The sequence below is a fragment of the Nostoc sp. DedQUE04 genome (assembly GCF_034530995.1).
Taxonomy (GTDB): domain Bacteria; phylum Cyanobacteriota; class Cyanobacteriia; order Cyanobacteriales; family Nostocaceae; genus Nostoc.
On sequence record NZ_JAVRCA010000034.1, the window covers coordinates 29338 to 51906 of the forward strand.

17 protein-coding genes and 1 CRISPR repeat array are annotated in these 22569 nt (G+C 43.6%); of the genes, 9 read left to right on the plus strand and 8 right to left on the minus strand.

Going from position 1 to position 22569, the window contains the following annotated elements; translation table 11 throughout:
• Positions 1 to 53: 53 nt before the first annotated feature.
• Both RM049_RS21925 and RM049_RS21930 read right to left on the minus strand, forming a co-directional pair.
• Positions 54 to 1679, minus strand: a complete 1626-nt coding sequence (locus tag RM049_RS21925) for a response regulator (protein ID WP_322705670.1) — start codon at positions 1677 to 1679, stop codon at positions 54 to 56.
• Positions 1676 to 6397 carry a PAS domain S-box protein gene (locus tag RM049_RS21930; protein WP_322705671.1) on the minus strand — a complete coding sequence of 1574 codons (4722 nt, stop codon included), beginning with the start codon at positions 6395 to 6397 and terminating at the stop codon, positions 1676 to 1678. The genes RM049_RS21925 and RM049_RS21930 overlap by 4 nt, the downstream gene beginning before the upstream one ends.
• A 306-nt stretch (positions 6398 to 6703) precedes the next feature.
• Here RM049_RS21930 and ldpA point away from each other — a divergent pair, with 306 nt between their 5' ends.
• The 8 genes from ldpA (at position 6704) to aroF (ending at position 14812) form a co-directional block, all read left to right on the plus strand.
• A complete protein-coding gene (gene ldpA, locus RM049_RS21935) occupies positions 6704 to 7864 on the plus strand; it encodes a circadian clock protein LdpA (protein ID WP_322705672.1) in 1161 nt (386 codons plus the stop codon).
• 83 nt (positions 7865 to 7947) lie between these two features.
• Entirely contained in the window at positions 7948 to 9681 is a 1734-nt protein-coding gene (locus RM049_RS21940) for a R3H domain-containing nucleic acid-binding protein (RefSeq protein ID WP_322701928.1), read from the plus strand.
• 449 nt (positions 9682 to 10130) lie between these two features.
• On the plus strand, positions 10131 to 10310 hold the full coding sequence (locus tag RM049_RS21945; protein WP_322705673.1) for a high light inducible protein: 180 nt from the start codon (positions 10131 to 10133) through the stop codon (positions 10308 to 10310).
• Positions 10311 to 10489: 179 nt separating this feature from the next.
• Complete coding sequence (locus RM049_RS21950) at positions 10490 to 10813, plus strand: hypothetical protein (protein WP_194046858.1); 324 nt, start codon at positions 10490 to 10492, stop codon at positions 10811 to 10813.
• 346 nt (positions 10814 to 11159) lie between these two features.
• A CRISPR array of direct repeats spans positions 11160 to 12072; the repeat unit is 37 nt; unit sequence ATCGCAATCAACTAAAATCCCTATTAGGGATTGAAAC.
• A 13-nt stretch (positions 12073 to 12085) separates the two neighbouring features.
• Positions 12086 to 12406, plus strand: a complete 321-nt coding sequence (locus tag RM049_RS21955; protein ID WP_322689695.1) for a hypothetical protein — start codon at positions 12086 to 12088, stop codon at positions 12404 to 12406.
• 313 nt (positions 12407 to 12719) lie between these two features.
• Positions 12720 to 12989: a 30S ribosomal protein S15 gene (rpsO, locus tag RM049_RS21960; protein ID WP_041565894.1), complete on the plus strand. Its 270-nt coding sequence runs from the start codon at positions 12720 to 12722 to the stop codon at positions 12987 to 12989.
• A gap of 11 nt (positions 12990 to 13000) precedes the next feature.
• Complete coding sequence (locus tag RM049_RS21965; protein ID WP_322668932.1) at positions 13001 to 13471, plus strand: PAM68 family protein; 471 nt, start codon at positions 13001 to 13003, stop codon at positions 13469 to 13471.
• A gap of 282 nt (positions 13472 to 13753) precedes the next feature.
• Positions 13754 to 14812 (plus strand): 3-deoxy-7-phosphoheptulonate synthase, encoded by a 1059-nt coding sequence (aroF, locus tag RM049_RS21970; protein WP_322705674.1) that lies wholly within the window; start codon positions 13754 to 13756, stop codon positions 14810 to 14812.
• 396 nt (positions 14813 to 15208) lie between these two features.
• Here aroF and RM049_RS21975 read toward each other — a convergent pair whose 3' ends face one another.
• A complete protein-coding gene (locus RM049_RS21975; RefSeq protein WP_322705675.1) occupies positions 15209 to 15460 on the minus strand; it encodes a hypothetical protein in 252 nt (83 codons plus the stop codon).
• A 364-nt stretch (positions 15461 to 15824) separates the two neighbouring features.
• Positions 15825 to 17081 carry an HhoA/HhoB/HtrA family serine endopeptidase gene (locus RM049_RS21980; protein ID WP_322689697.1) on the minus strand — a complete coding sequence of 419 codons (1257 nt, stop codon included), beginning with the start codon at positions 17079 to 17081 and terminating at the stop codon, positions 15825 to 15827.
• A gap of 323 nt (positions 17082 to 17404) precedes the next feature.
• Between RM049_RS21980 and RM049_RS21985 the strand changes: the two genes are divergently transcribed.
• Positions 17405 to 18298, plus strand: coding sequence for a phosphorylase (locus RM049_RS21985; protein ID WP_322705699.1), 894 nt, complete (start codon positions 17405 to 17407; stop codon positions 18296 to 18298).
• Between the two features lie 14 nt (positions 18299 to 18312).
• On the opposite strand, the gene RM049_RS21990 is transcribed toward RM049_RS21985, so the two are convergent.
• From RM049_RS21990 to RM049_RS22005, 4 genes are all read right to left on the minus strand, one after another.
• The gene (locus tag RM049_RS21990; RefSeq protein ID WP_322705676.1) at positions 18313 to 19602 is read right to left on the minus strand and encodes an MFS transporter; all 1290 of its coding nucleotides are present in this window, start codon (positions 19600 to 19602) and stop codon (positions 18313 to 18315) included.
• 385 nt (positions 19603 to 19987) lie between these two features.
• Positions 19988 to 20653 carry a nitroreductase family protein gene (locus RM049_RS21995; protein WP_322705677.1) on the minus strand — a complete coding sequence of 222 codons (666 nt, stop codon included), beginning with the start codon at positions 20651 to 20653 and terminating at the stop codon, positions 19988 to 19990.
• 98 nt (positions 20654 to 20751) lie between these two features.
• Positions 20752 to 21183, minus strand: coding sequence for a YybH family protein (locus tag RM049_RS22000; protein WP_322705678.1), 432 nt, complete (start codon positions 21181 to 21183; stop codon positions 20752 to 20754).
• A 228-nt stretch (positions 21184 to 21411) separates the two neighbouring features.
• On the minus strand, positions 21412 to 22524 hold the full coding sequence (locus RM049_RS22005) for an alkene reductase (protein ID WP_322705679.1): 1113 nt from the start codon (positions 22522 to 22524) through the stop codon (positions 21412 to 21414).
• Between the last annotated feature and the right edge of the window lie 45 nt (positions 22525 to 22569).

Genomic DNA, 22569 nt, shown 5'->3' on the forward strand with positions numbered 1-22569 from the left:
AGGCAAAAATGGATAAAGTCGAGCTAATGACAAATAACAAATGACAAATACCATTACAAACTTAAAGGTAGCTGAACTGTAAACGTTGTCCAGCCCTGAGAGCTGGTAACTTCAATCGTGCCTTGGAGATATTCTACTAATTTCTTAACCAATGTTAAACCTAATCCTGTGCCGCTTTGTTGCCAGCGTTCGCTTTCAGGAATCCGGTAAAACGGCTCAAAAATTCGAGATTGTTCTTTTTTTGGAATTATCACCCCAGAATTGCTAAATGTGATTTGAAAATAAGGAACTTGAAAATTATCTAATACACCAGATTTAGCATCCTCATCGATCGGACTTTTTGTGATATAAATTAGCTGAACGTTTAACACAATCTGTCCATCAGGTGGAGTGTATTTACAAGCATTGTTGAGTAACTCTGAGATAATTTCAGTCAGGCTAGCCAAGTCTGAAACTAAAGGTGGTAAATCTGGAGAAACACTAACTTGCAAAGACTGTTCTCTAGCTTGAGCGCGTTCTTGAAAATACTCGGCAACGTGAGGCAGCCAGTTTTGGAGTTGAATTGATGTTAATTCCAATGGATAGACATCTGCATCAATCATTCGTAGATACAGTAAATTGTCAACCAAATCCAGTTCTTGTTCGCACTGTTCGCGCACAATACGTAAATAGCGGTCTACAGATTCAGATGGGGGAAGTGTGTTTGAATTTAAGATACCCTGGCGATCGAGAATATTTTCTAGCACAGAGATTGCCATTTTGATGTTTGACAAGGGCGTTCGCATTTCATGAGAAGTGGTTGCCAGAAAATCCTCTTTTAATTGGTTCAGGCGTTGCAGTTCTGCCACTCGAACTTCTAGTTGTTGGGCACGTTCAGCTGCGAGATTGCGTTCTTCGGTTAACCGTCGTTGCGTGTCATCTCGGAAAACAAATACGGCTCCTGTAATTACACCATTATTATTTCTCAGGGGAGTAGCACTATCAGCTATTGGTGTAGTTGTCCCGTTTCTAGCAACTAGTAGAACACCACTGCCTAAATATATAGTAGTTTCTTGTTGGAGGGCTGCAATAATTGGATTTTCTGTCGGCAACTGAGTTTGTTCATCAATGATTTTGATAACTTCAGTTAACGTCTTGTCTTTAGCTTCATTCCATTGCCACCCTGTTAGAGCTTCAGCTACCTGATTGATGTATTTAATATTTAAATTAGTATCGACTACAATTACCCCATCCCCCATTCCTCGAAGCACAGAACTCAAAAATTGCTCGCGATCGTAGCGATTGAGTGCTGTTTGAATGGCAACGTAAAGTTCTTGCTCTTTAATGGGTTTAAGAATATATCCAAAGGGGGATGTCAGCGTTGCTCGCTCGACAGTACTTTGATCGGAGTGCCCGGTGACGTAGATAATCGGGATTTGCAAATGATGCCAAATTTGCTCTGATGCCTGGATACCATCTATTTCACCGCGTAATCTGATATCCATTAAAATCAAGTTTGGGCGTAATTCAGTTGCTTTTGCAATTGCCTCTTCGGCAGAATCGGCAATATCTAAAACAACATATCCTAAAGACTCTAAAGTTTCTTGTAAGTTGATAGCAAGGATATATTCATCTTCAACAACAAGGACTCGAACTGTCTCTTTTGTGTGCGTGTTTGGTGAGAGGTCAATTATGTTCATATCCGGCTGTTTGTAAAAGTAATTTTGAACTCTGTTCCTTGTTGAGAGTCAATTTCAAGTTTTCCTCTTAGCTGCTTGACTAAACCCTGGACAAGTGTTATACCCAGTGTTTTAGTTTTCTTACTATCAAAGTTTTCGGGTAAGCCAACACCATTATCTCTAATAATGAGTGTCAAAGTAGATGCGGGTTCTTGATAAAACTTAACCTCAATTTTGCCTCCACGATTACCAACAAAAGCGTATTTTAAAGCATTAGAAACCAGTTCATTAATAATCAAGCCACAAGGAATGGCGGTTTCGATGTCAAGGCTAGCATTATCAACTTGAATATGTAGTTGAATCTGGCTAGAACTGACATTATAGGAATCAAATAAATGAGTTGTTAAATCTGGAATGTATTGAGCGAAATCAATATCAGCGAGGTCTTCAGAACGGTATAGTTTTTCATGAACTAGGGCAATGGAAGCAATGCGGTTTTGGCTATCGCGCAAAATAGCTGTCACCCCAGGATCTTGTGTTCGTCTGCATTGCATTTGCAACAAACTGCTGACAATTCCTAAATTGTTCTTAACACGATGATGAATTTCTTTGAGTAATACTTCCTTTTCTTTTAAAGAGGCTTTGATTTTTTCTTCCGCTTGCTTTTGCTCGGTGATATCTTGTTGGATAGCCACAAGGACACTTCCATACTCAGGATGTTCAAAAACGGAAGCGGTAGCGCTACACCAGAATGGAGTGCCATCTTTTTTAATATTATAAATTTCATAGATTACTTCACTGTGTTCTAAAACAGCAGTGCTAATCGCCTGATTAACATCTTCAGGTGTATTATTTTCATCACCATAGTTGACGATCGATACATGCTGACCGATTAATTCACCAGGCTCATAACCAAACATCTGCTCGAATTTAGGATTGGCGTAGACAAACACGCCATCTGTTGCACGAACTAGGCAAATTCCCTCCGCCATGTTGCGGGTAATGACTGCTTGCAACTCTAACATTTGTTCAGCGCGTTTGCGATCGCTGATTTCAACTACAACAATGCCCATGCTAATAGGTTCATCAGCTTCAGACTGAATTGGAAAATAGGAAGCTAGCCAAGTTCTGATTACACCTGGAAATTTTGGGGTTTCTCCACTGATTTCCAAATCTAAAATTGGTTCACCTGTTGTTAAGACATGTCGAAAGAGTTGCTTTTGCTTTGGTGCAATATCAGGGACAATCTCCCACGGTGTCTTACCAATATGCTCTGCTGCGGGAATGCCATTAATTTCTGCTAATGCTTCATTAATCAATGAATAACGCAGTTCCCGATCGAGAATGGTTATACCAACAGGTGCATTATTGATGAAGGTATCCAATAACTTTTGCTTGTGAGCTACTTCTCGCTCTAGAATCTTGCGTTCTGTGATATCAATCGCCACTCTACCCACTAGCTTTTGTGCAGACAATCCGAGAATCGGGAATTTGTATACCAAGAACTCACCGAGGGAACCGTCTGGTTGAGGAGCAAATTCAATCACCTCAATTGCCTGATTTGTCTCTATGACTGTGCGAAGGTGATCGAAATGCTGCCTAGCAATTTCATCTGGGTAGAGGTCAGAAATATATTGCCCAATCACCTGTTCGGGTAGTAATTTAAATGTCCGCAGGTATGTTTGATTTAAGTAAAGTACACAGCCATCTGTATCAGTGATGCAAGCTAGCACTGGGCTGTTGTTCATAAATGCCTGAAATCGGGCTTCACTTTCTTGCAAAGCTGCTTCTGCTTGCTTTTGCTCACTTACATCAATAATTACTCCTAACATCCGTACAGGTTCGCCTGCTTCGTTGTAAGCAGCACGCCCTTTTCCCGTGAGCCAGCGAACCCTGCCATCGGGATAAATCACTCGATATTCAGCTTGAAAATTAATATGTTGTGCCAGTGCATTTGATACAGTCTGTTCAATTCCGTCAACATCCTCTGGATGCACGCGATCGCGCCATAATTGATAGCTGGCTGATATTTCTGGCTCTAAACCTAACAAACGAAAATGGTTGTCGTTCCAGATAACTTCGCCTGTTTGAACATTCCAATCCCAAAGACCGATGTGATTAAATTCCAACGTTAGTCTCAGTTGTTCTTCACTTTTGGCTAAGGCTGCTTCGGCTTGTTTGTGTTCGCGTAGTGCGGCTTGTCGATCGCTGATATCTCGATGAGTACCAGTGATTCGCAGAGGATTACCATCTGCATCTCGCATCACAACCTTGCCGTAGTTGGCAATCCATTTGCATTCGCCCGATTTAGTGCAAAGTCGATAGTCAAATTTGTACGGTATTGAACTATCCTTGAAATGAGCTGCCAAGATTTTCTTTGTCCAAGGTAGATCGTCTGGATGAACTAATCGCTCCCAAGTACTCAAATTCTGTGGGAGTTCATCAAAGCGGTATCCGAGCATTTCTAAATAGCGAGGGCTGTAATACACCTCTCCAGTCAAAAAATTCCAGTCCCACAAACCATCCCCAGAAGCCTCAAGGGCTAATTGTAGTCGTTCCTCGCTTTCTCGGAGAGCTATTTCTGCCCGTTGCTGCTCTTTTTCACCATCCTTCCGGGCAGTAATATCCGTGATTCGTACTAGTTGCATCACAGTACCAGCGACCGTAATTTGTTTGGTTGCGATGTTTCCCCAAAAGGATTTGCCCTGCTTAGTAATATATTCAACTTCTCGACTGCAAAACCCTTGCTGGTGAATTTCTTGTATAAAGGTGGCAATCTCATCGGAAGTAAACGGTTGTTTTTGCAGAGTGTTACCTTTAATGTTAATTAATTCGGCTTTGCTAGAGGCTGCAAATAGCTTCACTGCTCGATCGTTACAGTCAGCGATCAGTAATGTTTCAACATCTACCAAAAAAAGTGCATCAGCGGATTCGTTATAAACAGCTTCTAGCAGGTCACGACTACGGATTATTTCTAACTCATTTTGTTTACGTTCTGTAATATCTAGAACCGCTCCCAATAGCTTAACTGGCTGCCCTTGAGCATCATAAGCTATCTCTGCTTTCGACTCAACGTAGCGCACCGAACCATCAGGTCGGATAATTCGATACTCAAGATTGAAAGGGGCTTGTTGAGCGTAGTCTGTCGTAGACATCGCCTGTTCCAGTTGAGCCTCTATCCAGGCGCGATCGTCTGGATGAACTATTTGGAGAAGTTCCGTCTGGCTGGGTTCGCCTTGAGTGGGATTTAGACCAGAGATGCGAAAGGTTTCCATTGACCAGGAGCGCTTTTTCGTTTCTAAATTCAATTCCCAACTGCCTACATGGGCGATTTGTTGAGTAGTGGCTAGCAGTGCTTCACTTTGTTGGAGTTTTTCTTTAGCCTGTTTGAGTTCGGTAATATCTCGCCCTTCTGGAATCAACAAAACAATTTGACCTGTCTCATCTAAAAGCGGACGGAGTGAAAAATCGATTGTTGCTACCCGATTATTTGCACCGAGAACATCAACTTCATAGCGGATAAACTCTCCTTGGGCTGCACGAGCGATCGCTTGTTTTAATTCTGCTTGAGTTTGCGGTGAAATTGTCCACCAGTGTGCTTCCCAAAAAGGGCGATTGATTACATCTTCTAGTTTCAGTCCGGCAAAACTTAGCGCCGTCTGGTTCGCCTCCAGTAAAATGCCAGCTGGCGTTAGCAGTCCGATGAACTGGAAAGTATTATTGAAGATGGCACGGAAACGGCGATCGCTTTGGTGCAATTTGGCAGTGCGTTCTTGTACCTTGGCTTCTAACTCAGTGTTGAGGGTTTGGAGGTTGTGATAGAGTTCGGCTTGTTGGATAGCGATCGCTAGTTGCACCGTCAGTGAAGAGAGCAATTCTACCTCAAATGTCTGCCATTGTCGCGGGGCAGAACATTGATGTGCAATAAATAACCCCCAAAGTTCAACTGTTTGAGTCTCCTTGCTCTCAAACAAAATCGGGACAACTAAATTCGCCTTCACCTGAAACTGTTCCAAAAGTTGAATATGGCAATCACTTAAACCTGCTTCGTAGATGTTTGTCGCCGCCCAAATTTTTCCTCGGCGATATTCTCCCCCCTGATTTTCCTGAAAACAGGTATCTTCAATCTGCATTCCGAAGATTGGTGTCCATTGGGGTAATACCGACTCCGCGACGATGTTGCCCCGCATTTGAGGCGTAAATTGATATAGCAGTACTCGATCGGCGCTCAGTAACTGGCGGACTTCTTGAACACTCGTGGCAAGGATATCTTCAAGCCTCAACGATTGGCGAATATTAAGAGCGATCGCTCCTACTAACTTTTGTTGTTCCTGTTGTTGTTTTAGCTGCCGCATTAGCTGCATCTGCTCGATCGCCCCATGAACCGCTCGACGTAAATTATCAGAAGTCAGTTTTCCCTTGACTAGATAATCTTGCGCCCCATTCTTGATGGCTTGGACTGCGATCGTTTCGTCTCCCTGCCCAGTCAGTAGAATTACTGAAATTTGGCTGTTAGAAGTTTGCCTCTGTAGCTGAGTAAGAAATTCCAGCCCATCTAAATCTGGTAATCGATAGTCCAACAAAATCACATCTGGTATTTTCTCTTGACAAGCTTGTAGCGCCTGATTGCCAGATTCAAATTCGGAAATATCATAAGTGTAGCGATCGTCCCGCTCTAGGAAGCGTCGATACAAAGCTCTATCTTCAGCAGAGTCTTCTACAAAAAATATAGTTGTCATGTTGTCGGCCTCCTAAAGACAGCTGCGGGAGTGAGGAGTGGGGGAGCAGAGGAGCAGAGGAGCAGAGGAGCAGAGGAGCAGGAGGCAGGGAGATGAGGGGGTAGGGAGCAGGGAGCAGGGGTAGAATAACTCCTAACTCAGCACTCATTACTCATTACTCAACACTGTTTTGCCCAATGACAAATGCCCCATGCCCCAGTCCCCAGTCCCCAGTCCCCAATGCCCCATGCCCCCTAAATTAGCAAATTCGGACTTTTTCTCGATCGCAGACTACTATTTTTAGTCGTATAAACGCATAATAGAATAGTGACTGATCTGTTCGCCCCTTTACAATCTCTCAAACAAGGTGACTGGTTCAAGCTGATCTGCGGAGCCAGCTTCCAGCATTTGCCGGCAGTCAGAAGTTTAACGTTAGCCTATACTTTGGCGGGCGCTGACTGCATAGATGTTGCAGCTGATCCAGCAGTAATTGCAGCAGCGCAATCAGGGCTACAAGCAGCCAAATCTCTGGCTCAGGATGCCCAAAAGCGAGGCTTTGACTACAAAGGCAATTTACCGTTTTTGATGGTCAGCCTAAACGATGGAGAAGACCCCCATTTTCGCAAAGCAGAATTTAATCCTCATGAGTGTCCTACAGACTGCCCTAGACCCTGCGAACGGATTTGTCCGGCACAAGCGATTGTGTTTGACAGTATCAAAGAAGACTTTTCAGGAGTAGTATCCGAAAAGTGTTATGGCTGCGGTCGTTGCATTCCAGTTTGCCCTTATGGTATAATTTATACAGCTTCATACGTGACAACGCCAGGAGCGATCGCGCCATTGGTAATGTCAACGGGAGTAGATGCCGTAGAAATCCATACAAAAGTCGGGCGATTGGCAGAATTTGAGCGATTATGGCTAGCAATTTCACCGTGGGTTGATAAACTAAAGTTACTAGCCATCAGCTGTCCTGATGGTGAAGGGATGATTGATTACTTAAGAACGCTCTACGAGAAGATTGCCCCATTCAAGGGTGCTTTAATTTGGCAAACCGATGGTCGTCCGATGAGTGGTGATATTGGCGATGGCACCACAATAGCCGCAGTGAAATTAGGGCAAAAAGTTTTGGCAGCTAAGTTACCAGGATATGTGCAGTTAGCAGGTGGCACAAATAAGTATACCGTTGCTAAGTTAAAGGCAATGGAACTACTCAAAGATTTTGGATTGCCGATTTTAGATTTTAGATTAGAAGAAGCTAATCCACAATCTAAAATCCAAAATCCAAAATCCAAAATTTCTGGGGTCGCCTACGGTAGCTACGCCCGCGTACTGCTGTCACCAATTCTCGAACAGTTAGAGAATAAGGAGGTAAGTAACACCAATATGAAGGCGACTGTTCGCCTAGAAGAAGATGAAGTATTGCTTTGGCAAGCTGTAGAACTTGCCCATTCTCTCGTTTCCCAGATCAAGTCACAGCAGGAGCGTTAATTGCTCGTTCGGAAAAATCCCCAGAGCGGGTTCTCCTGCACGCAAATGTCCTCGCTATCTCTAAAAACGTCACCATAGAACGCATGACGATTACAGACGATCTCCAAAAGTTATTAGACATTTTGCCCCAAGACCTGCAACAAGTACTAGAGAGTCATCCCAAACGAGATAGTTTAGTAGAAGTGGTCTTGGATTTGGGTCGTCGCCCAGAGGCTCGCTTTCCTAATCAAGCTGAGTATTTGAGCGAAGTACCCGTTACTCAAGAACAAATAGATGATTGCATTCAACGAGTCGGAATCTTTGGCGGAGATAATCGGGCAGGAATTGAGCAAACTTTGCATCGGATCAGCGCTATTCGCAACCGCACTGGTAAGATTATTGGCTTGACCTGTCGCGTTGGTCGAGCCGTATTCGGAACCATTGGCATGATCCGTGATTTGGTAGAAACTGGTAAATCGATTCTCATGCTGGGGCGTCCAGGCGTGGGTAAAACTACCGCCTTACGGGAAATAGCCCGTGTTTTAGCTGACGATCTGCATAAGCGAGTGGTGATTATTGACACCTCCAACGAAATCGCTGGCGATGGTGATGTTGCTCACCCCGCCATTGGTCGCGCCAGACGGATGCAAGTGGCTCATCCAAACGAACAGCATCAGGTGATGATTGAGGCAGTGGAAAACCACATGCCAGAGGTCATTGTTATTGATGAAATTGGCACGGAACTGGAAGCTTTAGCGGCTCGTACCATTGCAGAACGGGGCGTACAGTTGGTAGGTACTGCCCACGGAAATCAGATCGAAAATCTGATTAAAAACCCCACCCTGGCTGATTTAGTTGGGGGTATCCAAGCTGTGACCTTGGGAGACGATGAAGCCAGACGGCGAGGCTCTCAAAAGACTGTTTTGGAGCGGAAAGCCCCACCTACCTTTGAAATTGCTGTGGAAATGTTGGAACGCCAACGCTGGACAGTACACGAAAGTGTTGCTGACACCGTAGATAATCTGCTGCGGGGGCGTCAGCCTACTCCACAAACGAGAACCGTTGATGACCACGGCAAAATCGCGGTTACAAGGCAGTTAGCTGTTGTCAACGGTCGTGGTGGACAGCTAGGAACAGTAGAGGATTCTTTCCCACCGGCGCGACCGTCTAATGGCTGGCGTTCATCTGGACAAATGGTTGCACTACCCCAATTGCCTGTAGAGCGGGTAACTGGGCGCAGTGAGTTTGACCGTTTGCTGGATGAATCCTTCAATTATTCTGAGAGCATTGATTTTGATGCTGTTACCAGACACCCAGGGCCCAATGGTGAAGATTTGCCATTGCACGTTTACCCTTATGGCGTTAGCCGTCACCAACTGGAACAGGTGATTAGCGTGCTAACTTTGCCCGTACTATTGACAAAAGATATAGATAGTGCTGATGCAATTTTAGCACTGCGATCGCACGTCAAAAACCACGCCAAATTACGCCAAATGGCCAAAGCTCGTCATGTACCCATCCACATGATTAAGTCCAGCACCATTCCCCAAATTACCCGTGGTTTGCGGCGGTTGCTGAATATTGACGACCCAGAGATGGCCGATGATAGAGAACTACAATTGTTTTTGCACAATGGTAGCGATGATGAGATGGATGCTCTTGAAGAAGCTAGACTTGCCGTTGAGCAAATTGTGATTCCTAAAGGACAGCCAGTCGAGTTATTGCCACGTTCTCCCCAAGTTCGCAAAATGCAACATGAGTTGGTAGAACATTATCGCCTCAAGTCGCATAGTTTTGGCGAAGAACCAAATAGAAGATTACGGATTTATCCGGCGTAACTTTAATAACTTTACCAAAAACTTTACTTACGATGTACACACAAGCCTTTGTCAAGGTAATTTACGGTTAGTCTCGTAGATAGCCCCTGAGATACCTCACCCTGTCCTATCCTGACTAAGGATAAGACAGGGTGAGGTTTTGGAGGACTTTTGGGTAATCGGATAACTTATGTGTACAGCGTAACCTTTTAGGAGAAAAGTTTATGGATTTGGAAAGCGCTTTAACTATCAAAAATCGCCAAAATCGTGATCTACACTCAAGCTAATAGTCCAATTTTCTCGCCCTAATTCGCTGTTATCATCAACATTACGCAGCGTCTCATAGACAAAGAATTCGTAAAGAGTGAGTAAGCCCTAATTCACTCAATCTTGCATTTTTTTAAACATCTGTTACATTACTTTACAGACAGTTATAACTGCTACAACACTTGAATTTTGGAGTTATGCTCATGTCAGATTTTAAGAATTCTGCGTCTATTGTTTCAGAAGATCCTAATGCTGTGCGTTTTGGCTTCACTCCTCAGAGTGAAAATTGGAATGGTCGTCTTGCAATGATTGGTTTTATCTCTGCAATTTTAATTGAAGCTTTTTCTGGTCAAGGGCTACTCCATTTCTGGGGTATCCTCTAAATTGGCGATCGCAGGGTAGAACTGCTATACTACCCTGCAAAATTCTCTATATTCTACGCCAGTCATTCGTTTCTAACATCTGGCGGCTATTGCCATTGGTGCAAAATATCAGATTTTTCCGGTTAAGCCAAAATATAAGTGAATAATTACTTTACATTGAATATGTATAGCTAAAACTCATGGAACTACCCCAACGCGTATCAGTCCGCTACAAAGACGCGTCCTTCAACACCAATGAAATCCGCTTGAGAACTTTTCGGCTTGGGTTGCAAATATGGGATGAACAAACTAAACCCAGAAAAACAGAGCTTTATCAGTTTATATCGTCTTGCTTAAAACAAGTTGACCGCCAAGATCGTTTTATGTTTTCTCTGTTGTTCATAGAATTAACAGACCTCATCCGCAACTCTTCTCTGGAAAGAGGAACGAAAGAGGTTCTGATTAAAACAGCTTTTAGAGAATTTGCTTATGCGATAACAGACTTTGAAGACGTTGCCAAATAAGGCTAGTTATGGGGATGTTGGAATTGCGTAAGCGTAGGCATCACCTTAAAGCCATCTGACCTAGTTGAGTGGGATATCTATAGTAAACAGCTTTCTAATCAAATTAGTTTTTTAGCTAAATGCGCGGATGGGTAGGTGTTGAGGAAGGGGGGAATACAAAAATAGCTGAATTGCCCTATATGTAAGGTTTTGAGGGCTGTAGCATCTTCAAACCATCCGCGCACCTTATGTAGACTGAGTTTCAGCTATTTACATTTAGCACAATTGCCACTCCTTATGTTATGATTTTTGCATTCGCGCTATTGAACCTTGAAAACCAAATAACACAAGTCTTTCAGACGCCTGCATCGCAATCAACTAAAATCCCTATTAGGGATTGAAACAGAAGAAGAGTGGACTGCTGAATACCGCTCAAAATCGCAATCAACTAAAATCCCTATTAGGGATTGAAACATTATATTAGTATCTGCTGATTCAATATTAAGATCGCAATCAACTAAAATCCCTATTAGGGATTGAAACTTTTACCTGCATAAATATATCCTTTGCTCAAAAGAGAATCGCAATCAACTAAAATCCCTATTAGGGATTGAAACGAAGACAATAGTGTATTGGCACTCATTGGCACTATCGCAATCAACTAAAATCCCTATTAGGGATTGAAACATTAGATTCAAAAACTAGTACAACTGAACCCCTCCAAGATCGCAATCAACTAAAATCCCTATTAGGGATTGAAACACGTTGAGAAATTCTTTCATCAAGTTGTTCGATATCATCGCAATCAACTAAAATCCCTATTAGGGATTGAAACTGTAATATTGAATCGTGAACAGACGCTCGTCAGCGATGCGTATCGCAATCAACTAAAATCCCTATTAGGGATTGAAACTGTAATATTGAATCGTGAACAGACGCTCGTCAGCGATGCGTATCGCAATCAACTAAAATCCCTATTAGGGATTGAAACACGATCGCTCCTTTTCCAGGTGATAGCGACCAACAGCATCGCAATCAACTAAAATCCCTATTAGGGATTGAAACTTGTAAGTGCCGCCACTAGTTAAAGCAGCTTCAACAGATCGCAATCAACTAAAATCCCTATTAGGGATTGAAACCGCATGAAGGCGCGATCGCGTTTGAGGATAATCGGATCGCAATCAACTAAAATCCCTATTAGGGATTGAAACACATCGGCAACCGCCAATGATTTCCAGATTGGATCGCAATCAACTAAAATCCCTATTAGGGATTGAAATAGGATCATAGCTTATGAATACAATTGTTTATCATCCTGATTACTACCGCATAATTGAGCGCGTCTCTAATGGATGGTTATTTAAGAAAGGTGAATTATTTCACACAACATTACCATTTGCTGTTGACATGAGCGACTTTGAGCTTCTGTACGGCATCAGCAAGCAACAGGTAGCGGTTGAGCTACGCAAAATTAACAGCGACAAAGCTGGCTATTACCTGGCTGATCTCCGTAACAAAAAATATTACTACTGTGGGACTGAGCCAGTGGGAGTAAAAAGTAAGTTACTAGACTTAGGAATTGGACGGGAAGATCCAACGACCGCAATCAACTAAAATCCCTATTAGGCATTGAAACAGAAACTCTCAGAGCCAGAATCGATGTTGTAGAGATCGCAATCAACTAAAATCCCTTTAGGCATTGAAACTTTTCTTCTATCGTCTTGGTGCGATCGCCTGATGGTGCAATACGATCGCAATCAATATCCCTATCAGGTATTGGAACGAAGTATACCGAGAGCTAGCCTCTGAAAATAGTATTAAAAATTACAAAAATTATTTCAAGGGTCATTCCACATCCAGCTTGAGGGCTGTGATATTATAGGAGACTGCTGCATACATTTTAGAAAAACTAGAAACTGAATCGACCATGGCCCTCACGCAACTGCGGAAACAAGAAATAATCTCCAACTACCAAGTTCACGAAACTGACACTGGCTCGGCCGATGTCCAAGTCGCTATGCTAACTGAGCGCATTAACCGCCTCAGCGAACATCTCCAAGCAAATAAAAAAGACCATTCTTCCCGAAGAGGACTGTTGAAGCTAATCGGACAGCGTAAGCGTCTTCTAGCTTATATATCGCAGGAAAGCCGGGAAAAATATCAAGCTTTGATTGCTCGTCTCGGTATTCGTGGATAGGACTACTGCTTATGTCTGCTGAAGAATCTGAACGCAGTCGTTTGCCTTTTGAACCGAACAAAAAGCGCCAAAAACCCGCAAAAGCTCAAAGTAAACCAGCAGCACAGCCCCAAGAATCTGTCAAAAAGGCTGATAAAAAAGTGGTTTACACCAAACAAGAGATGGCAATTCCCCAAGTAGTCAGCCAACGGATGATCCGACGGGTAGCTGGGTTCTCTGGTGTACCAACAGCTTTGGGCATTAGCGCTTTGGTTGCTAGCTATCTGCTTGCTGCCTACTCTGATATCCGACTACCTCCCATCGCCGTGTTATTGGTGAACATGGGATTATTTGGTTTGGGGGTTTTAGGGATAACTTATGGCGTTCTCTCTGCCTCTTGGGATGAAGAAAAAGTCGGAAGTTTTCTGGGTTTGGGTGAGTTCAACACCAATTTGGGACGAATGGTGGCGGCTTGGCGCGAAACTCGGCAAAAAAACTTATGATGAACGGCGCTCAGGTATTAAGTAACTGTGATATTGGGTAAATGAAAAAGTTAATGTTGAAGTTGAAATTCGATCGCTTCAACATTGCTAGTTAAAATTTTAAAATATTTTTTATACCTGATATCTAGTTATTTAGCAGTAAAAATACTGACTGAGCGCTACATTCTATCTATTTATTTTGTAAACAAATTTTATTTTTAACTATTTGTAATTAGGCCAATAGGCAACAATAAAGTTAGCCTATTCACATAAAATTTTACTCAATTAATCAGGAACTTTCAGATGATTATAGTAATGAAAAGTGGTTCCCCAGAGGCGGAAATAAACCGCATTGATGAGGAACTTAGTAGCTGGGGGCTAACTCCAGAAAAAATTGTAGGTCAACACAAAGTAGTTATTGGTCTAGTAGGTGAAACCGCCAGCTTAGACCCGTTACAAATTCAGGAACTTAGCCCCTGGATTGAGCAGGTGTTACGGGTAGAGCAGCCTTACAAACGAGCTAGCCGTCAGTACCGCCACGGCGAAGCTTCAGATGTGGTGGTTAATACTCCTGATGGAGCGGTAGTATTTGGCGAACATCAGCCTTTGGTAGTCGTTGCTGGCCCCTGCTCCGTAGAAAATGAAGAAATGATTGTAGAGACGGCGCGGCGCGTCAAGGCTGCTGGAGCCGCGTTTTTGCGCGGAGGGGCATACAAACCCCGGACTTCACCTTATGCCTTCCAAGGACACGGCGAGAGTGCTTTAGATTTATTAGCGAAGGCGCGGGAAGTTAGCGGACTAGGTATTATTACAGAAGTGATGGATGCGGTAGACCTGGAGAAAATTGCCGAAGTTGCTGACGTGATTCAGGTGGGGGCAAGAAATATGCAAAATTTCTCCTTGCTCAAAAAAGTGGGAGCGCAACCGAAACCAGTTCTGTTGAAGCGGGGAATGGCAGCTACTATTGAAGATTGGTTGATGGCAGCCGAGTATATTTTGGCATCTGGCAATCCCAATGTAATTTTGTGTGAAAGGGGAATACGCACCTTTGACCGTCAGTATACGCGAAATACACTGGATTTATCGGTAGTGCCAGTGTTGCGAAAACTGACTCACCTGCCAATCATGATTGACCCCAGCCACGGCGTAGGTTGGTCTGAGTTTGTGCCTTCAATGGCAATGGCTGCGATCGCAGCTGGCACAGATTCCCTGATGATAGAGGTTCACCCTAATCCTGCCAAAGCTTTATCCGACGGGCCCCAATCTCTGACACCAGACCGTTTCGATAACTTGATGCAAGAATTGGCAGTAATTGGTAAGGCGGTGGGACGCTGGCAACAACCAGCTGTAGCTCTAGCTTAAAATTCAGTTGCAACTTATTGCTAGGCATAAATAAATTAAAGTTTGTAGTCAGGACTTGAGTTTTGATAAATCTGAAGAAGCGGAAAATCGCTCACTACAAACTAAGATTTTCTTAGATGTTTAATTATGCCTAACTATTTATTAGACCTCTTGCAAAAGTCTCTAACACCCCACCCCCAACCCCTCCCCGCTTGCGCGGAGGGGAGACAAAGCGTAGCTTTGGCGGGGTGGGGTTCTTTCTTATTTTTGATTTATGCAAGAGGTCTATTGTAAAAGTGAAATAATTCCCCTTTAGAATATTTCTAAAGGGGGATTTTTAAACACTAACTAAAGCTATGAAAAAAGAAATCTGCAATCAATATTGATAGACAATATTTTTTGCAATTGTAAAACTTCTTATCTATATACAGAGCGAGCAGGTATCCAGCGGCGACCACGATTTGTTTGCACCCAACGTCCAGGAACCACTATTCTCCTTCTCGCTTGAACAGGGGTATGAACTCTAAATCGTACTGGTCTTCTGATTATTCTAGCTGGAACCGATCGCCTAACTGGTCGTCTGATTTGAGCATCAGCTTGAAAAGGAATAAAGGTAACAGCAATTGGTAAAATCAGTGCCGCACTAGCAAGCATTCTTTTAATACTCATTCGCAAACTTCCCTTTTATGATATTGGCATCAAAGAGATTAATAGTTGCCAAAATATTAATCTCTTTGACAAATAAATACTAGGATTGAAAAGAGCTATTCACTAGTGAGAAAGGTCATTAGTTGAACCGTGACTAATGTCATGGATAAAAATTGTAAAGATGACTCGCTATTGAATAAAACTATTTTTACAAGGTAGAACTGTTAATACTGAAAACTCCGATTCTGATGTTTGGGGCAGTGCCTATCTGACGGCAATACGGTTACTGCAATTCAATTTTGCCACCTGAAAAAAAGGGACGGGTAAAATACCCATCCCAGAAAATTCACTTTTATTCAATTGATAGAAAACGATCGCAAAACTTTTATTGCACTTGGGTGGGGAAAGCACCAGGTTGCACAGCTATGTTAAGATTCTGCCCATTGCGACGTAATTCCATACGTAAATCGCTCCCGACTTGGCTATTTTCTACTGCCCTTTGGACACTGCTGGCATCTGTGACTGCTTGACCTCCAAGGGTTTGAATCACATCACCAGCACGTATCCCTGCTTTAGCGGCTGGTGAATTTGGTACAACTTTTACAACCAATACACCTTTATCTTCATTCACACTCAAACCGCTATTAGGATCTGAGTTGATATTTTGTTTTAGCTGAGGTGTTAACCCCACCATCTGAATTCCCAAGTAAGGATGTTGTACTTTACCTGTAGCTATTAGTTGACTGGAAATGTGTTGTGCTGTGTTGATAGGAATAGCAAAGCCTAATCCTTGTGCCCCTTGAATAATGGCAGTATTCATGGCAATTACCTGGCCGCGAGAATTTAGCAAAGGCCCGCCGGAGTTACCGGGATTAATTGCTGCGTCGGTTTGAATATACTCTACTCGCTTATCAGGAGCGCCGATTAGATTGCTACTGCGTCCGGTGGCACTAATGATTCCGGTAGTTACTGTATTATCTAATCCAAGGGGGTTGCCGATCGCGATCGCCCATTCTCCGGGTTGCAGTTGATCTGAGTTACCCAAGGCTACTAACGGAAGATTATCTGCCTGAATCTTCACAACAGCAACATCGGTCAACTCGTCTTTTCCTAATACCTTTCCTTTAAAGCTACGCCCATCCTTGAGTGTTACTGTTACGGTATCAGCACCATCAACTACGTGAGCGTTGGTAAGAATACGACCATCGGCACTAATAATAAAACCTGAACCTGTACCCCGTTCTACGCGATCCTGTTGTTGCGGTATTTGAGAACCAAAAAAGCGTTGGAAGAGTGGATCGTTAAATTCATCTGGTAACTGGGTTTTTACGGTTCGGGAAGAGTCAATTCGCACTACAGCAGGCCCTACCTTTTGCACCACCTGGGTAACAAAGTTAGGATCTGTGCCTGCTGGTATTGGAGGAGCAGCATTTACTCGACTTACTGCCAAATTAGATGCATTTTCAGACACCTGCTGAGAGTGTCCAGCTATATAACCGCCTGCCAATGTCATCCCCGATCCCAGCAGCACCAGCGATAGAGAGGCGGCAGCTTTTCGCCAGGGTTTATAATATTTGGCATCAGCAGTGTTATGTAAAATGCTATTTGATGGGTGTTCTCTGTCGCGAGATTCGTTTTGCATTGCTGTCTGGAAGGATATTTAGATGTATTACTAATGTAGATATGATTTATGACAGTTTTGTTGCAAAGGTATTGCGTTGTTGTGAAAGCTTTGGTATTTTATTGAACCGTATTGGAATATAGTCATTAGTAGAGACCTACATCGCTGCGTACTCTTTACCAAACTTAGCATTAGACATCTTACAAAAGTAACAAATGCCAAGATGTTGGGGAAAGGTTAAAGGTTAAAGGGGAAGGGAAAATTCCATCCTTTCCCCTTTAACCCTTCCCCTTTACCCGACTTCTGCAAGAAGTCTACTCTTCATCATGCCTGAAGGAATGAAAATGGCACAGGGGAAAATTTTACTTAAATCTGACACTTTATGGACAAGTGTTAAAGAACGAACTGAATATGCTTTGCAATGCGGGGCGCTACTCTCGATTCCGACAGAATTTGAATTTGTTGAACAGGATGGCGTGCGCTTTTTGGTACGGATTTTATCTAACCTGAATCGCAAAAAAGTAGCGAAGGATAAACAGAAAAAACAATCTGTTACTTCTGGTGTAGAGTTTAATCCTTTTTTGCCCTACGAAGAAGATTTATTTGTGGCGGATATCTCCGATACCCATGTATGTATTTTAAATAAATTCAATGTTGTAGATTATCATCTGCTAATTATCACCCGTGGTTTCGAGGAACAAGAAAGCTTACTCACCCTGGAAGATTTTACGGCTATGTGGGCGTGTTTGGCTGATTTCGATGGTTTAGCATTTTACAACAGTAGCAAAACCGCAGGTGCTAGTCAGCGACACAAGCACTTACAATTAGTACCTCTACCACTTGCCCCTTCAGGGTTGCAAATACCGATTGAAACTTTACTAACATCAGCACAATTTCAATCGAACCCACCTTCAGCAAAACTTCCTTTTGTACACGCTTTCGCACCATTAAATTCTAATTGGGTGCGATCGCCATTGGCAGGGGGTCAAGCAACATTGGAACTTTATCACACTTTGCGTCACGCTGTCGGTTTAGATGACAAGCAGTCTGGTGCTTACAATCTGTTAGCGACACGAGAATGGATGTTAATCGTACCGCGATCGCAAGAGCATTTCCAATCTATCTCTGTGAATTCATTAGGATTCGCTGGTGCGCTGCTGGTGCGAAACGCAGCAGAAATGGAGATTCTCAAAACCCAAGGGCCGATGACTATCCTCAAAAATGTTGCTGTATCCTAATACTTACGCATACTCTACGAATTCTTCTCTACGAGATAATTATCTTTAGTGGGAGTTTGACCAATTTGCAGCACACAAACTGCGGCAATCAGACAGAGAACGCCTGATAAAATAAACGCTTGTAAATAACTACCCGTCCAAGTTCTCAAAACTCCGGCTCCGAATGCGGCTGTAGCTGCACCAAGCTGGTGTCCTGCGACAATCCAACCGAACATCACGCCGACATTTTCTTTACCGAAGATGTTGGCAACAAGACGTACTGTCGGTGGTACGGTAGCAATCCAATCAAGTCCATAGAAGACGGCAAAAATGGAAAGTCCATAGAAGGAAAAGTTGAAACTGAAGGGCAAGAAAATCAAAGATAAACCCCGCAGTCCGTAGTACCAGCACAATAAGTAGCGATTGTTCCAACGGTCAGATAGCCAACCGGACATGGTAGTTCCAAAAAAATCGAATAGTCCCATAATTGCCAAAAGCCCAGCAGCCTTGACTTCAGGGATACCGTGGTCAATACAAGCAGGAATTAAATGAGTTCCAATTAACCCATTTGTGCTTGCGCCACAGATAAAAAAGCTACCAAATAACAGCCAGAAGTCTCGATTACGCATTCCCAGCCAAAGGGCGTTAAGAGTGGAAGCGATGGAATTTGCTCTAGGCTGTAATACTTCTACAGTTTCGCTGTTGTCGCCAAAGGCTCGCAAACCGACATCTGCCGGACGATCGCGCATAAAGACTGCGATCGCTGGAATAATTAGAAGTGCTGCACCAGTCAGAGCCAGAGCCGCAGTTCGCCACCCAAAGCGATCGGCTACTGAGGCTAACATCGGCAGAAACACTAGTTGCCCCGTAGCTGTACTGGCGGTTAATATCCCCAGAACTAGACCCCGCTTTTCCAGAAACCAGCGATTGACGACAATAGCACCCAAAACTAGGGCAATAACTCCGCTACCAGAACCGACAACTACACCCCACAGCAAAACTAGCTGCCAGGAAGCTGACATCAAAGTGGTTAAACCGACACCAAGCGCGATGACAGCAAGTGAGAATACCATCATCCGACGAATGCCGATTCGCTCCATAACTGTGGCAGCAAAAGGGCCAATTAATCCGTAAAGTACTAAGTTAATGGAGATTGCCAAAGAGATAGTCGCTCTACTCCAGCCAAACTCTTGTTCGAGAGGCACTATAAAAACCCCAGGAGCAGAGCGGATTCCGGCTGCCACCAGCAAGGCTAGGAATGTTAGACCCGCGACGATCCAGCCATAGTGGAACGAACGACGCGCTAGGAAGGAGGGTAAGGACATGGTTTGGAGGGGAGTAGGGAGCAGGGGGCAGAGGAGCAGGGGAGCAGGGGAGCAGAGGAGCAGGGGAGGCAGGGGGAGCAGGTTCAAAAACTCGTTGGCGAGTATCAAAGACTCGTCGGCGAGTATAAAAGACTCATTCACGAGTATCAAAGACTCGTCGGCGAGTATAAAAGACTCATTCACGAGTATCAAAGACTCGTTGGCGAGTATAAAAGACTCGTTGGCGAGTATTAAAGACTCGTTGGCGAGTATAAAAGACTCGTCGGCGAGTATAAAAGACTCATTCATGAGTATCAAACACTCGTCGGCGAGTATCAAAGACTCGTCGGCGAGTATCAAAGACTCATTCTCTATTCCCCATTTCCCATTGCCAATTTAGAGAGAACTACCCTGCATAAGGGTTGCCAATTCTGTCTACAGACACGTTAGAAGAGAATGGCAAACGACCTGGATTTAACCGTGGTTCGGCTGCATAACCCACAGGAACTAAAACAGCGATCGCTAAATCTGGATTATCTCCTGCACCAATCACTTGTTTTACTCGATCCTCAATCCAACCATTCATAAAACAAGTGGACAATCCTAGACTTTCTGCCGCTAGCACCAAATGGGTAGCGGCAATGATCGCATCTTTGATCGCATATTCGCGTCGCTTATCGCCTAGCGTTGCTTGAAATTGCGGAACGGCGGTTTTAAAGTAGTTTACTGTGCCTTCATTCCATGCCCCAGTTTCCAGTCCTTGCTCTATAATTGGGGCCAAGTTTTTTTCGCCTGCGTTAGGATCGGCGGCAAAAACGAAGGTTACAGGTGCTTGAACAATTTGCTGTTGATTAAAAGATGCTGCTGACAGTGCTGCCTTTTGCGCTTCATCTTGCACAAGAATAATTTGCCAGTCCTGGAGATTATAGCTGCTGGGTGCAGCTACGGTTAACTCTACCAGTTGCTTGAGCAGTTCTGGGGCGATGGGGTCTGTTTTAAAAGTTTTGATAGAACGACGTTGAGCGATCGCACTGGGTACATCTAAAGGTTGGGTTTGGATGATGGAACTCATGATATTCTCCTGATAGTTGGATTATAAGAGGGTTTCGGATTTTATATCTCAAGTGATTAAAAGCTCTAAAGAGCAGGACAATCCAAATATGTTCCTCTCTAATTGGCAATGTTAACTGGGTTAGAGATATGCTCGTGGATAATGCGCCATTGTCCCTCTCGCTTTTCCCATACAAGTGTCGCATGAGCCGTAATTCCAACCGCCTCATTCTTTATGGTGGTTGCTGTACTGTAGAAGATCAAAGCAGAGACGGTAATGTTATCACCTGGAAATATCTGAATATCCCCAACTGATTTAACTTGCCACTGGGTTATTGCTGTCATGAACGGCTTCCATATTTCCTCGTAGGATTGCCATCCTTGAATTCGAGTGGTCTGGGGTGAGAGGGTATCGAAGGCGAGGAATTGTTCATCTTGCCAGTAGAGATTGTCTAAAAGAGAAAAATCAAAGGATTTGTTGCCTGGACTAAACGCAGCTAGCCAATCGTTAACGCGTTCTTTGATTTTTACTGCATCTAAAGTATCTTTCATAGTTCACAACCAATTTTTACAATCATTTTACTGATGTTGTATCTGGGAAAAATCTAAAAATCCTCAGTTTGATTTGATACTTTAGAGTGCAGAAAGTGGGTTTTGATTATTTAGATGAGAAGAATTATACCAATTCTCTAAAATCTGGCAACAGATTCAAACCCCGAAACCCTGACCCTACCTGACTTTCTTAATTACGAATTACGAATTACGAATTACGAATTGGAATTAGGCATTGACCACCTGTTCGTTAGCAGGCGACCAAAATGGATAGTCTGTATATCCTTCTTCACCGCCGCCATAAAAGCTTGCTTGATTTGGTTCATTTAGTGGTGCATTCAAAGCCAAGCGTCGGGGTAAATCGGGATTTGAGATAAATAATGTGCCAAAGGCAACTAAATCTGCTGCTTTATTTGCCAGTACTGCATCACCTTTTTCACGGGTATAACCGCCATTGACGATCAGTGTACCTGTAAAGCGATCGCGTATATGGCTAGTGGGTACAATTATCCCGCCATGTCTAATATCTGCTTCTGTTGCCTCATAAATATGCAGATATGCCAAATTAAACTGGTTCAAGGCTTGAGCCGCATAACCAAATGTCTCCAGGGGATTGGAGTCATGCATATCGTTAAAAGTCCCACTGGGAGAGAAACGCACCCCAACTTGATTAGAATCCCACACACTAGTTACCGCCTCTGTCACTTCTACCAGAAATCGGGCGCGATTCTCAATCGAACCCCCGTATTTATCTGTGCGTTGATTCGTGCCATCCCGGAGAAACTGATCTATTAAATAACCATTAGCTGCATGAATTTCTACTCCATCAAACCCAGCCGCTAAGGCATTTGCGGCTCCCTGACGGTACTGTTCGACTATCTGGGGTATTTCCGAAGTTTCTAAAGCACGGGGAGTAACAAAGGGTTTTGGCCCCTCATAAGTTGAGGCATCACCTTTAGGAGCAATAGCAGAAGGTGCCACAGGTAAAACTCCATTCGGTTGTAAATCAGGGTGAGAAATCCTGCCTACGTGCCATAGTTGCAGAAAAATTCTGCCGCCGTGCTGATGTACGGCATCGGTTACTAACTTCCATCCCTCTACCTGTTCTGGTGAATGAATTCCTGGTGTCGCGGGATAGCCCTGTCCTTCAGGAGTTACCTGTGTTGCTTCAGAAATAATCAGTCCGGCGGAAGCACGTTGGACGTAGTAAGTAGCATTCAGTTGGTGTGGTACGTTTCCTTCACCTGCGCGGTTTCGGGTTAAGGGTGCCATCACTATCCGGTTAGGTAGTTCCAGATTTCCTAATTGGTAAGGAGAGAATAAGTCGATCTCAGTAGTCATTGGTTATATCTCCAAATTATTTTAGTCATTGGACATTGGGCATTG